Source organism: Microbacterium sp. BR1 (assembly GCF_002812725.1).
Classification (GTDB): domain Bacteria; phylum Actinomycetota; class Actinomycetes; order Actinomycetales; family Microbacteriaceae; genus Microbacterium.
In genome coordinates, this window is record NZ_NMUN01000002.1 from 170,410 (window position 1) to 184,047 (window position 13,638).

General features: G+C 68.7%; 8 protein-coding genes. All 8 read left to right on the plus strand.

The genetic code is table 11. From position 1 onward, the window contains the following. Positions 1–34: 34 nt before the first annotated feature. On the plus strand, positions 35–805 hold the full coding sequence (gene pxpA, locus CGU35_RS01485) for a 5-oxoprolinase subunit PxpA (protein WP_232711102.1): 771 nt from the start codon (positions 35–37) through the stop codon (positions 803–805). Further along, positions 799–2,409 carry a 5-oxoprolinase/urea amidolyase family protein gene (locus CGU35_RS01490; RefSeq protein WP_232711103.1) on the plus strand — a complete coding sequence of 537 codons (1,611 nt, stop codon included), beginning with the start codon at positions 799–801 and terminating at the stop codon, positions 2,407–2,409. Before pxpA ends, CGU35_RS01490 begins: the two co-directional genes overlap by 7 nt. A gap of 416 nt (positions 2,410–2,825) precedes the next feature. After that, complete coding sequence (rpoB, locus tag CGU35_RS01495) at positions 2,826–6,317, plus strand: DNA-directed RNA polymerase subunit beta (protein ID WP_036299506.1); 3,492 nt, start codon at positions 2,826–2,828, stop codon at positions 6,315–6,317. 78 nt (positions 6,318–6,395) lie between these two features. Next, on the plus strand, positions 6,396–10,268 hold the full coding sequence (locus CGU35_RS01500; protein ID WP_100809886.1) for a DNA-directed RNA polymerase subunit beta': 3,873 nt from the start codon (positions 6,396–6,398) through the stop codon (positions 10,266–10,268). Between the two features lie 154 nt (positions 10,269–10,422). Continuing rightward, positions 10,423–11,106, plus strand: coding sequence for a hypothetical protein (locus tag CGU35_RS01505; protein ID WP_100809887.1), 684 nt, complete (start codon positions 10,423–10,425; stop codon positions 11,104–11,106). 150 nt (positions 11,107–11,256) lie between these two features. Beyond that, on the plus strand, positions 11,257–12,237 hold the full coding sequence (locus CGU35_RS01510) for an ABC transporter (RefSeq protein WP_100809888.1): 981 nt from the start codon (positions 11,257–11,259) through the stop codon (positions 12,235–12,237). Between the two features lie 33 nt (positions 12,238–12,270). After that, entirely contained in the window at positions 12,271–12,753 is a 483-nt protein-coding gene (locus CGU35_RS01515) for a hypothetical protein (protein WP_100809889.1), read from the plus strand. Positions 12,754–12,883: 130 nt separating this feature from the next. After that, entirely contained in the window at positions 12,884–13,558 is a 675-nt protein-coding gene (locus tag CGU35_RS01520) for a spermidine/putrescine ABC transporter substrate-binding protein (RefSeq protein ID WP_100810078.1), read from the plus strand. Positions 13,559–13,638: the final 80 nt, after the last annotated feature.

Below are 13,638 nucleotides of genomic sequence, written 5' to 3' on the forward strand. Positions count from 1 at the left end.
GAGACCCGCGCGAGCCACCAGCGAGAATGGTGCCGTGCACCCCGTGACAGCCGCATCAGTGGACCTGAACGCCGACCTCGGCGAGACGGTCGACGGAGCGCCCACGGCCGACGACGAGGCGATGTTCGCGGTCATCTCGAGCGCGAACATCGCGACCGGCGGGCACGCCGGGGACGCTTCGTCCATGCGCCTGGCGGTCGAGCGCGCCGCGCGGTACGGCGTCGCGGTCGGCGCGCATCCGTCCTACCCGGATCGCGGCGGGTTCGGCCGCGCCGCGATGGACCTCGCACCCGCGGAGCTGACGGTCGTCGTCTCGGGCCAGCTCGCCGCGCTGCGCGCAGCAGGGGCCGATATCCGCTACGTCAAGCCGCACGGGGCGCTGTACCACGCGGTCGGGATGGATGCCGATCTCGCACGGGCGCTCGTTCGGGCGGTCGTGGACCTCTCGGACGCCCTCGGCCGCGCCGTGCCGGTCCTGGCGTTGGGCGCTGCGGCGGCCGAGGCATCCGCCGCTGCGGGGCTGCCCTTCGTGCGCGAGGCCTTCCTCGATCGCGGATACACGCCTGGCGGCGAGCTCGTGCCGCGGGGGATGACGGGGGCGCTGCTGCACGATCCGTCGGTCGTCGCCGAGCGGGCCGTGCGGCTCGCGCGCGACGGCGTCGTCGAGGCGATCGACGGGACGCTCGTCGTGGCGGACGCGGCCTCGCTGTGCCTGCACGGCGACACGCCCGAGGCGGTCGCGATGGCCCGGGCCGTCCGTGCCGCCCTCGATGTCGCCGGGGTCGAGGTCCGCGCCCCATGGTGAGTGCAGCCCGTGGTGAGCGCAGCCCCATGGTGAGTGCGTCGCGGACCCTGCGCATCCTGCCCATGGGGGAGCGGGCGCTGCTGGCCGAGGTCGCCGGCCTCGCCGACGTCCTGGCCCTGCACGCCGCGCTCTCCGCCTCCGCCTCCCCGGGGATCGTCGACCTCGTGCCCGCCGCCCGCACGGTGCTCGTGACGTTCGACCCCGCCCGAACCTCCGCGGCGGCGGTGCGGGACGTGATCGAGCGCGCGTGGTCGCAGGCGACGGATGCCGCGGCACCCCCGTCGCCCGCCGACCCGATCACGCTCGATATCGCGTACGACGGCCCCGACCTCGCCGAGGTGGCCGAGATGCTCGGGCTCGGCCCCGGCGAGCTGGCCGAAAGGCACGAGCGCGCCCCGTGGACCGTCGCGTTCACGGGTTTCGCGCCGGGCTTCGGGTACCTGACGAGCCCCGCGTGGACCTTCGACGTGCCCCGTCTCCACGTTCCGCGCACCCGCGTGCCGGCGGGCGCGGTGGGCATCGCCGGCGCCTTCTCGGGCGCCTACCCGCGCGAGACTCCCGGCGGGTGGCGCCTGATCGGCACGACTACCGCAGCCCTGTTCGATCCGGCCGCCGCGCGCCCGGCGCTTCTCAGGCCGGGCGATCGCGTCCGCTTCCGCAGTATCGGGCGTCCCTCGGCCCGCGCGACGCCCACCGCATCCGTCGTCCCCGCAAGAACCGCGGGCGAGGCCGAATCCCCGGCGATCCGGGTGGTCGAGCCCGGCCTGCTCGCGACGGTGCAGGATCTCGGGCGTCCCGGCCATGCCTCGATCGGGGTGGCCCGATCGGGTGCCCTCGACCGCGAATCGCTCCGTATCGCCAACCGTCTCGTGGGCAACGCCGAGGGACGGGCCGGGATCGAGGTCGCCCTCGGGGGCTTCCGGGCGGTCGCGGCGCGCGATCTGTGGATCGCCGTCTCAGGGGGTTCGGGTCCGCTCACGATCGACGGTCGCCCGGTCGGCACACATGTCGCGCGCCCCTGGCCCGCGAGGTCCGAGCTGCGGATCGGATGGCTCGAGCACGGCGCGCGCGCCTACCTCGCCGTGCGCGGCGGCATCGTCGCGGACGAGGTGCTCGGATCGCGATCGACCGACACCCTCGCGGGGCTGGGCCCGGGCCCGCTCCGAGCCGGCGGATCGCTCCCGGTGGGGCGCGCGCCGCGCGACCCCGTCCCTCCGCTCGATATCGCGCCCTGGGGTGCGCCGCCCGACCACCTCGAGCTCGAACTCGCGCCGGGCCCGCGCGCCGACTGGTTCGAGCCGTCCGCCCTGCGCGCGCTGTTCGAATCCGTGTGGACGGTGTCGCGCGACGCCGACCGGGTGGGCGCCCGGCTGGACGGTCCCGAGCTCGTGCGCGCCGTTCCGGGCGAGCTGCCGAGTGAAGGCATGGTGCCGGGCGCCCTGCAGGTGCCGCCGGGTGGGCGTCCGACCGTTCTGCTCGCCGATGGACCCGTCACAGGTGGTTACCCCGTGATCGCGGTCGTGACGGATGCCTCGCTCGACGCCCTCGGGCAGGCCCGCCCGGGCACTCGCATCCGTTTCCGTCACGCTCGCTCGCACGCCTGACGCACCTCCGCCGCCCTGTGCGGGTGCTTGGGGCGTCGGATTCGCGTTGGGGCGCCGGAACTCGCGCCCCAACGCGATGCTGTCGCCCCAGCCCCCCGGCGGCGGGTGCAGGGCTGGGGGAGGACGCGGGTGCAGGCCCGGGTATCTGGACGGGTGCAGAGCCGGGGAATAGGAAGAGGCGCGCGCGGTTATACCGCAGGAAGCAACACTCGTCAAGAATCCGACTGGACAGTCGGCCGTTCGCGACGTATAGTTGTTGTTTGCGCTCCTAGATTCCCCCTGCCCTCATATGGTGGTCGGCTGTGCCTGTGTGCCCCCCGCGAAAGCGGCGTGCGGCCCTCTGGTTTCGGGGAAGGTGAGCGATCCACCCACGACGAGGAAACACGAGCCCTTCTGGGCCCATGGAGGTTTTTCCCTTGGCCGCTGCGCGCAACGCATCCACCACCACCCCCAAGACCGGTCGCGGAGCATCCCGCCTCTCGTTCGCGAAGATCTCTGACACGCTGACGGTCCCCGACCTTCTCGCGCTGCAGACCGAGTCCTTCGACTGGCTCGTCGGAAACGACGCCTGGAAGGCTCGTGTCGCCGAGGCGAAGAGCATCGGTCGTACCGACGTTCCCGAGATCAGCGGCCTCGAGGAGATCTTCGAAGAGATCTCGCCGATCGAGGACCTCTCCGAGACGATGCAGCTGTCGTTCACGAACCCGTACCTCGAGCCCGAGAAGTACTCGATCGAGGAGTGCAAGGAGCGCGGCAAGACGTACGCCGCCCCGCTGTACGTCGAGGCCGAGTTCATGAACCACCAGACCGGTGAGATCAAGACCCAGACCGTCTTCATGGGCGACTTCCCCCTGCAGACCGGCAAGGGCACGTTCATCATCAACGGCACCGAGCGCGTCGTCGTCTCGCAGCTCGTCCGCTCGCCCGGTGTGTACTTCGACAAGACCCCCGACAAGACGTCCGACAAGGACATCGTGTCGGCGCGCGTCATCCCGAGCCGTGGCGCCTGGCTCGAGTTCGAGATCGACAAGCGCGACCAGGTCGGCGTGCGCATCGACCGCAAGCGCAAGCAGTCGGTCACCGTGTTCCTCAAGGCGCTGGGCCTCACGAGCGAAGACATCATGACCGAGTTCGCGGGCTTCGACTCCATCGAAGAGACCCTCGCCAAGGACACGATCGTCACGAAGGAAGATGCGCTCCGCGACATCTACCGCAAGCTCCGTCCGGGCGAGCAGGTTGCCGCCGAGGCCGCGCGTGCGCTGCTCGACAACTTCTACTTCAACCCGAAGCGTTACGACCTGGCAAAGGTCGGTCGTTACAAGATCAACCAGAAGCTCGGTCTCGACGAGCCGCTCTCGGCCTCGGTCCTGACCGTCGAGGACGTCGTCGCGACGATCAAGTACCTCGTCCGCCTGCACCGCGGCGACGCGACCTTCCCGGGTCTGCGTAACGGCAAGCCGGCCGAGATCCGCATGGACATCGACGACATCGACAACTTCGGTAACCGTCGCATCCGCGCCGTCGGCGAGCTCATCCAGAACCAGGTCCGCACGGGTCTGTCCCGCATGGAGCGTGTCGTTCGCGAGCGCATGACCACGCAGGACATCGAGGCCATCACGCCGCAGACCCTGATCAACGTGCGCCCCGTCGTCGCCGCGATCAAGGAGTTCTTCGGAACGTCGCAGCTCTCGCAGTTCATGGACCAGAACAACCCGCTCGCGGGCCTGACCCACAAGCGTCGCCTCTCGGCGCTCGGCCCCGGTGGTCTGTCGCGTGAGCGCGCCGGCGTCGAGGTTCGTGACGTCCACCCCTCGCACTACGGCCGCATGTGCCCGATCGAGACCCCGGAAGGCCCGAACATCGGCCTGATCGGATCCCTCGCATCGTTCGCGCGCATCAACGCCTTCGGCTTCATCGAGACCCCGTACCGCAAGGTCGTCGACGGTCTCGTCACCGAGCAGATCGACTACCTGACGGCCAGCGAAGAGGAAGACTTCATCGTCGCCCAGGCCAACGCGCCCCTGAAGGCCGACGGTCACTTCGTCGAAGAGCGCGTGCTCGCCCGCAAGAAGGGTGGCGAGGTCGACCTCTTCCACCCCGAAGAGATCGGGTACATGGATGTCTCGCCGCGCCAGATGGTGTCGGTCGCAACATCCCTCGTCCCCTTCCTCGAGCACGACGACGCACAGCGCGCCCTCATGGGTGCCAACATGCAGCGTCAGGCCGTGCCGCTCCTGCGCAGCGACTCGCCCCTCGTCGGAACCGGTATGGAGGGCTACGCGGCCATCGACGCCGGTGACGTCGTCACGGCCGAGAAGGCCGGTGTCGTCATCGAGGTGTCGGCGGATGTCGTCACGCTCCAGCTCGACGAGGGTGGAACGCAGGAGTACTACCTGCGCAAGTTCGACCGCTCCAACCAGGGCACGAGCTACAACCAGCGCGTCATCGTCTCGGCCGGCGACCGTGTCGAGGTCGGTGCGGTCATCGCCGACGGCCCCGCGACGGAGAACGGCGAGCTCGCGCTCGGCAAGAACCTGCTCGTGGCGTTCATGCCCTGGGAGGGTCACAACTTCGAGGACGCGATCATCCTGAACCAGAACCTGGTGAAGGACGACACCCTCTCGTCGATCCACATCGAGGAGTACGAGGTCGACTCGCGCGACACCAAGCTCGGCAAGGAGGAGATCACCCGTGACCTCCCCAACGTCGCGCCCGACCTGCTGAAGGACCTCGACGAGCGCGGCATCGTGCGCATCGGCGCCGAGGTTCGCCCCGGCGACATCCTGGTCGGCAAGGTCACGCCCAAGGGTGAGACCGAGCTGTCGGCCGAGGAGCGTCTGCTCCGCGCGATCTTCAACGAGAAGAGCCGCGAGGTTCGCGACACGTCGCTGAAGGTCCCCCACGGTGAGCAGGGCACGATCATCGCCGTCAAGGAGTTCAACGCCGAGGACGGCGACGACGAGCTCGGCTCGGGCGTCAACCGCCGCGTCGTGGTCTACATCGCCCAGAAGCGCAAGATCACCGAGGGTGACAAGCTCGCCGGTCGTCACGGCAACAAGGGTGTCATCGCGAAGATCCTGCCCGTCGAGGACATGCCCTTCATGGCCGACGGCACCCCCGTCGATGTCGTGCTCAACCCGCTCGGTATCCCCGGTCGCATGAACTTCGGTCAGGTTCTCGAGACCCACCTCGGGTGGATCGCGAAGCAGGGCTGGAAGGTCGAGGGCACCCCCGAGTGGGCCGCCAAGCTGCCGCAGGAAGCCTTCGAGGCCGCCCCCGGCACGAAGGTCGCGACCCCGGTGTTCGACGGCGCGAGCGAGGCCGAGATCCAGGGCCTGCTCGATGTCACCACGCCGACGCGCGATGGCGACCGCCTGATCGACGGCACCGGTAAGGCGCTGTTGTTCGATGGCCGCTCGGGCGATCCGTTCCCCGCACCGGTCTCGGTCGGTTACATGTACATCCTGAAGCTGCACCACCTCGTCGACGACAAGATCCACGCACGTTCGACGGGCCCGTACTCGATGATCACGCAGCAGCCGCTGGGTGGTAAGGCGCAGTTCGGTGGTCAGCGATTCGGTGAGATGGAGGTCTGGGCCCTCGAGGCCTATGGCGCCGCCTACGCACTGCAGGAGCTCCTCACGATCAAGTCCGACGACATCCTCGGCCGCGTCAAGGTGTACGAGGCCATCGTCAAGGGCGAGAACATCCAGGAGCCCGGCATCCCCGAGTCCTTCAAGGTGCTCATCAAGGAGATGCAGTCGCTCTGCCTGAACGTCGAGGTCCTCTCGGCGGATGGCACGGCGGTCAACCTCCGCGACACGGATGACGAGGCTTTCCGCGCCGCGGAAGAGCTCGGCATCAACATCTCCAGCCGGTTCGAGTCGTCGTCCATCGACGAGATCTGACCCGTCCCAGGTTCAGGGATCGTCCCGATTCCGGCCCGACTCACGTAACTGACTTAAAGATTCGACACAGGAGAACACGTGCTCGACGTAACAACTTTTGACGAGCTTCGCATCGGTCTCGCCACCGCCGACGACATCCGTCGTTGGTCCTTCGGCGAGGTCAAGAAGCCCGAGACCATCAACTACCGCACGCTGAAGCCCGAGAAGGATGGCCTCTTCGGAGAGCAGATCTTCGGACCCAGCCGTGACTGGGAGTGCGCCTGCGGAAAGTACAAGCGGGTCCGCTTCAAGGGCATCGTCTGCGAGCGCTGCGGCGTCGAGGTCACCAAGTCCTCGGTTCGTCGTGAGCGCATGGGCCACATCGAGCTCGCCGCGCCCGTCACGCACATCTGGTACTTCAAGGGTGTCCCCTCGCGCCTCGGCTACCTGCTCGACATGGCGCCGAAGGACCTCGAGAAGGTCATCTACTTCGCGGCGTACATGGTCATCTCGGTCGACGACGACGCTCGTCACGCCGACATGCCGCAGCTCGAGAACGAGCTGCGCCTCGAGCTGAAGACGCTGGGCGACCAGCGGGACTCCCGCATCGCGACGCGCCTGCAGACGCTCGAGACCGAGCTCGCCGCTCTCGAGGCCGAAGGTGCCAAGGCCGACCAGAAGAAGAAGGTCAAGGACGCCGCCGAGAAGGAGATGGGTCAGGTCCGCAAGGGCTTCGACGAGCAGATCACCCGTCTCGAGCGCGTCTGGGAGGACTTCCGCAACCTGAAGGTCGGCGACCTCAAGCCGGAAGACGACGTCTTCCAGGAGCTGCAGGATCGCTACAGCCTGTACTTCGAGGCCCACATGGGCGCCGAGTCGATCCAGCGTCGCCTCGCGGCGTTCGACCTGGCCGCCGAGGCCGAGAACCTGCACCTGCAGATCTCGGAGGGCAAGGGCCAGCGCAAGATCCGTGCGATCAAGCGCCTCAAGGTTGTCAACGCGTTCCTCTCGACGGGCATGAGCCCCGCCGCGATGGTGCTCGACGTCGTCCCGGTGATCCCGCCGGAGCTTCGCCCCATGGTGCAGCTCGACGGTGGCCGCTTCGCGACATCCGATCTCAACGACCTCTACCGCCGCGTGATCAACCGCAACAACCGTCTTCGTCGTCTGATCGACCTCGGTGCCCCCGAGATCATCGTCAACAACGAGAAGCGGATGCTGCAGGAGGCCGTCGACGCACTGTTCGACAACGGCCGCCGTGGTCGCCCCGTGACCGGTACGGGCAACCGCGCCCTGAAGTCCCTCAGCGACATGCTGAAGGGTAAGCAGGGTCGGTTCCGTCAGAACCTGCTCGGCAAGCGCGTCGACTACTCGGGCCGTTCGGTCATCGTCGTCGGCCCGCAGCTGAAGCTGCACCAGTGTGGTCTGCCCAAGCAGATGGCCCTGGAGCTCTTCAAGCCGTTCGTCATCAAGCGCCTGATCGATCTCGGTCACTCGCAGAACATCAAGGCCGCCAAGCGCGCCGTCGAGCGCACGCGCCCCGAGGTCTGGGACGTGCTCGAAGAGATCATCCGCGAGCGCCCCGTGCTGCTCAACCGCGCGCCCACGCTCCACCGTCTGGGTATCCAGGCGTTCGAGCCGCAGCTCGTGGAGGGCAAGGCGATCCAGCTGCACCCGCTCGTCTGTGCCGCGTTCAACGCGGACTTCGACGGTGACCAGATGGCCGTCCACCTTCCGCTGTCGGTCGAGGCCCAGGCCGAGGCGCGCATCCTGATGCTCGCCTCGAACAACATCCTGAAGCCCTCCGACGGTCGTCCGGTCACCCTGCCTTCGCAGGACATGATCATCGGCCTGCACCACCTGACCACGGTCAAGAAGGGTGCTGCCGGAGAGGGACGCGCGTTCGGTTCGGTTTCCGAGGCGATCCTGGCCAAGGACGAGGGAACCCTCGACCTGCAGGCCGTCGTGCGCATCCGCATCCCGGGACTGTCGTTCCTCGAGGGCGAAGCGCCCGAGGGCTACGAGCGTCACGGCCTGGTCGAGTCGTCGCTCGGACAGGCGATCTTCAACGACACGCTCCCGAAGGGCTACCCCTTCGTGCGCGACGTCGCCGACAAGAACAAGCTGTCCCAGATCGTCAACAAGCTCGCCGAGGAGTACCCGGCCGAGGTTGCAGCGACGCTCGACCGCATCAAGGACGCCGGCTTCTACTGGGCCACCCGTTCGGGTGTCACGGTCGCCCTCTCCGACATCCTGACGCCGCCGAACAAGGCGGAGATCGTCGGACGTTACGAGAAGGACGCCGCGAAGGTCCAGGACGACTTCGACATGGGCTTCATCGATGACTCCGCGCGCCGCAAGGAACTCATCGACATCTGGACCAAGGCCACCGACGAGGTGCAGGTCGCGATGCGCGAGAACTTCCCGGAAGACAACACCATCAACCGCATGGTGTCGTCGGGTGCTCGTGGTAACTGGCTGCAGATCCGCAACATCGCGGGTATGCGAGGCCTGGTGAACAACCCCAAGGGTGAGATCATCCCGCGCCCGATCATCTCGTCGTACCGTGAGGGTCTGTCGGTCGCCGAGTACTTCATCGCCACGCACGGTACCCGTAAGGGTCTCGCCGACACCGCTCTGCGTACCGCCGACTCGGGTTACCTGACCCGTCGTCTGGTGGACGTCTCGCAGGACGTCATCATCCGCGAGGATGACTGTGGCACCGGCAAGGGCCTCGAGTACACGATCGCCGCCCCGGCTGCCGACGGTGTGCTCGTGCGCGACAAGAACGTCGAGAACTCGGTGTTCGCCCGCACGCTCGCCTCCGACGTCGTCGACGGCAAGGGCGAGACTGTTGCCTCGGCCGGTGACGACGTGGGCGACGTGCTCATCGACCGTCTGATCGAGCTGGGCGTCGAGTCCATCAAGGTGCGGTCCGTCCTCACCTGTGACTCGGCCGTCGGCGTCTGCGCGAAGTGCTACGGCCGCTCGCTCGCGACCGGAAAGCTCGTCGACATCGGAGAGGCCGTCGGCATCATCGCGGCCCAGTCGATCGGTGAGCCCGGAACGCAGCTCACGATGCGTACCTTCCACACCGGTGGTTCGGCCTCGGCCGATGACATCACGCAGGGTCTGCCCCGCGTGCAGGAGCTCTTCGAGGCCCGTACCCCCAAGGGTGCGTCGCCCATCGCAGAGGCCGCTGGTCGCATCACGATCGACGAGACCGATCGCGCGAAGAAGGTCATCATCACGCCCGATGACGGCGACGAGCCCAAGGTCTACCCGGTCCTGAAGCGTGCGACGCTTCTGGTCGAGGACGGCCAGCACGTCGAGGTCGGCGAGGCACTGCAGGTCGGTACGCGTGACCCGAAGGACATCATGCGTGTCCAGGGTGCCCGCGAGGTGCAGAAGTACCTCGTCAACGGCGTCCAGGGTGTATACCGCTCGCAGGGTGTGCCGATTCACGACAAGCACATCGAGGTCATCGTTCGCCAGATGCTGCGGAAGGTCACCGTGGTCGACCACGGCGACACGACGCTGCTGCCCGGTGAGCTCGTGGACTCGCGTCGCTTCATCGACATCAACCGCCAGACGGTCGTCGAGGGCAAGCGCCCCGCGTCGGGTCGTCCGGAGCTGATGGGTATCACCAAGGCGTCGCTGGCGACCGAGTCGTGGCTGTCGGCCGCCTCGTTCCAGGAGACGACCCGCGTGCTGACCGAAGCGGCCATGCAGGGTAAGAGCGATCCCCTGATGGGTCTCAAAGAGAACGTCATCATCGGAAAGCTCATCCCGGCGGGTACCGGCCTCGGCAAGTACCGCAACGTCGTCGTCGAGGCGACGGAAGAGGCCAAGAGCGAGCGCTACCCCAACCGGGTGTTCGCGTCCGACGGTGTCTACTCCGAAGCCGACCTCGGGTTCGTCGATTTCGACAGCTTCTCGACGGACGACTTCACGCCCGGCACGTACAACTGAGTAGTCCCGAAAAGGGGGTCCGCGTCGAGCGGGCCCCCTTTTTCGTGTCTGCGCAGAGCGCACCGCGTTGCGGACCGGCGGTGACGGCGAGTCCGGCTTAGCCTGGGCGCGGGGAACATCCGGGGAAGAGGGGCAGGCACGACGGGAGACGACGGTGGCGAAGATCGGGGGACGCAACACGGTCTTCGCGTGGTTCGTCGGTCTCGTGAGCCTCGCCGTCGTGGCGGGTCTCGTATGGCTTGCCGCCCCCATGGCACCCGTGGTGCTCGCGTGGACCGGGCAGATCGTCGACAGCGCTCTCGACCCCCGCGCCGCCCCGCCGAGTGCACAGCCGTCACCATCGCCCACTGTCAGCGTTCCTCCTCCGGCGCAGAACGAGGCGGTGGGTGCGCCGACCGCGTGCGGTGATCTGTATCCGCGTGCGCTGTGGGATCAGCTCAAGGCGGCGGACGGGACCTCCCTCGACGAGTCCATCGAGTTCCCTCCGTCATCGGTTGCGGGGCTGCCGGAGGCGCTCGGCGCGCAGGTCACCATCGGATGCGCGTGGACGGATGCCTCGGGCGCAGCCACCGTCACGGTCGCCGATGTCGACCCCTCCGCCGTCCAGACCGCGCAGAACGTCCTCCCCGCGACGGGGTTCGTCTGCACGCCGCTCCCCGACATCCCGCTCACCGATGGGGTCCGGTGCGACCTCCCGGCCGGCGACCAATCCGCCGCCGAGACGCACGTGCTGCGGACCGGTCGGTGGCTTGCCGTCGTACGCACGTTCCCCGGGCCCCCGTTCGACCAGGCGAACGCCGAGGCGCGCGTCTGGCCGTCCAACTCGACCGGGGGGTGAGCCGGGCGCCTCGGTATCATCGTGCGCGGCCATCCGACACACGGCGGCATGGCTGACCGACGTCGCCGCGACACCGGGGTAGCCTGAGGCCCGCGGGGAGTGCCCCGCACAGAATGGGCGGATGACCGTCCCCGCGTGAGGAGCATACCCATGAGCGACGCCAGCAAGGAGCCCGGCGCACCCGTCGAGGACCCGCGGCCGGTGGATGACGTCGTGGGCCGCGCGCACGAAGGCCTCGCAGACGCCGAAGCGGCCCAGCGCGACATCACCCCGACGACCTCGCGTGGCGAGGACATCGACTATGCAATGTACGAGGCCGCGGCGGCGACGCCGGACTCGGCCGATGTGACGCCCGCGGACGGCGACGCCGCGCCCGCGGCCGGTGCCCCCGTCACACAGGCAGCGGACGCGGATGCGCCCACGACGGCCTACGCGTCCGGCTCCGACGCCCCGACCACCGCTTATGCGGCCCCCGCCGCGGTGACGCCGAGCGAGCCGGCAGCCGACGCTTACGTCGCCCCGGCCGCGGTGGCCCCGGTCGCCTTCCCGAGCCCCCAGCCGATCTTCGTGCAGGCTCCCGAGCCGCCTCGTCCGCGCGGCAACCGCGCCGCCGCCGGTCTGATCGGCCTGCTCGCCGCCCTCAGCTTCGCCGTGCTCTATCTCGCTGCGGCCCTGGCCTTCGGCCTGATCGACCGATCACTCACTCTCGACACGGTCGCCGACACGGCGATCACCGCGCTCACCTCGTGGTGGCTGTGGATCACGACGGCCGTCTTCTTCATCGGCTTCTGGCTGCTCGGGGCGATCATCAACCGAGGACGCTGGGCCCACTGGGTCGTCTGGGGCCTCCTCATCGGGTTCGTCGCCTACGGCGCACACCTCGTCGGTCAGCTCTTCCAGGCGCCGTTCTGGCAGCTCACGCGGAGCGAGGGCGCCGACCTCGTCGAGGCGCAGCTGGTTGCGCCGCTCGCGTTCGCCGCCTTCGTCATCGGCCGTGAGCTCACGATCTGGTTCGGAGCCTGGGTGGCCGCGCGCGGTCGACGGGTGAGCGAGCTGAACCTCGAGGCGCAGCGCGAGTACGAGCGCACCCTCGAGGCGGGGCCGACGCTCGCGCGTGCCGCGCAGGGCTAGACACAGATACGACGATTTCAGACACGGGCCGAGATGGCTGACGTGAGCGCGGCCGATCGCCGGCGCTCACTGATGATTCTGGTATTCGCCGCCGTCGGCTTCGTCGCGCTCCTGATTTCCGGGCTCGGCATCGTCGGCCTCGTGCTGGATACGGCGGTCATCGTCGAACCCGGGATGACCCAGCTGCCCGGGGTCCTCGGCACGGTGTTCGCGATCCTCGGGTTCGCGGCGGTGACCTATCCCGCCCTCGCACGGCGGGCGAGTGTCGGAATGGCGCTCCTCGCGGGGATCGCCGCGGCCGTCGGCTACGTCGTCGGTGTCGCGCTCGGCGCGCTCATCTCGGGCGTCGACCCGCTGCGGGCACTCGGGGTAGCGGGAGGCATTGCCGTGTCGTGGCCGACACCCGTGATCGTCGTCGCGGGCGTCATCTCGGCGGCGATCGCCCTCGCGGTGGTGCGTGCGGGCCCGGGCGGTGCTCGGTGGCCGTGGGAGCGTCCGGAACACGACGAGGAGTGAGCCCGAGACGAATGGAGTGAGCGCGGCGACGGCTGAACGCGAGCGTTCGTTCGACCCCGGGCAGCGCCACGAGCGTGCCGAGCCACGGATGTCTGCCGTGTCGCGCCGTCCCGGTACTACCGTTGGTCACGTGGAGCGTTCTCTGGAGACGCGGGTCAGCGGGGCGGTCGACGCCTGGCTGCGCTGGCTCCCGCGTTGGGAACCGTCCACCCACCGGGGGAGGGTCGCTCCCTGCCGCCGTTGCTTCGGGTCGCCCGTGCTGTCGGCGGCGGGCCTCGGCTCGGACGTGCCGCACGCCGTCCAGCACGGCCTCTCGACGCGCATCAAGTCGATCGTCGATCAGGCGGTCGCCGTCTACACGTCGCTGAACCTGCCGATGCTGCAGGCCGAGCTCGACCAGCAGGCGGCGCGGAACCGCGCGCGCAGCTACCGTCCCGCGGACGGTCTCGAGCCGGAGTACGAGGGTCTGCCGATGGATCCCGATCCGGTCGCGGGTGCTCCGTTCCTCTTCACGATCGCGGGTCTCGCGCAAGAGGTCGACGCCGAGGTTCCTCCTCTCCCGGCCCTCACCGACGAGGCGAAGGCCGCCCTCCGTCAGGAGGTCGGGTTGGCCGACGACTACGCCAACCTGATCGGCCGCGAGGTGTGCGCCATCCTGCTCCACCACCGTCTGCGGATCCAGGCCGCCGTCACCCGCTACGTCGAGCCGCAGGTCGATGCCCTGTTGGCCGAATTGTCGCAATCGTTGGATGCCCCGTTCGACCCCGGCGTCCCGCCGTTCCCGGCGCCCGGCCCCGACGCCTGAGGGACTGTGGATCGGCAGCCGGCTCACGGTTGCACTTTGTTAGCATGTGTGGAACCCTCGCGGTCGCAAGGGCGGCGTTC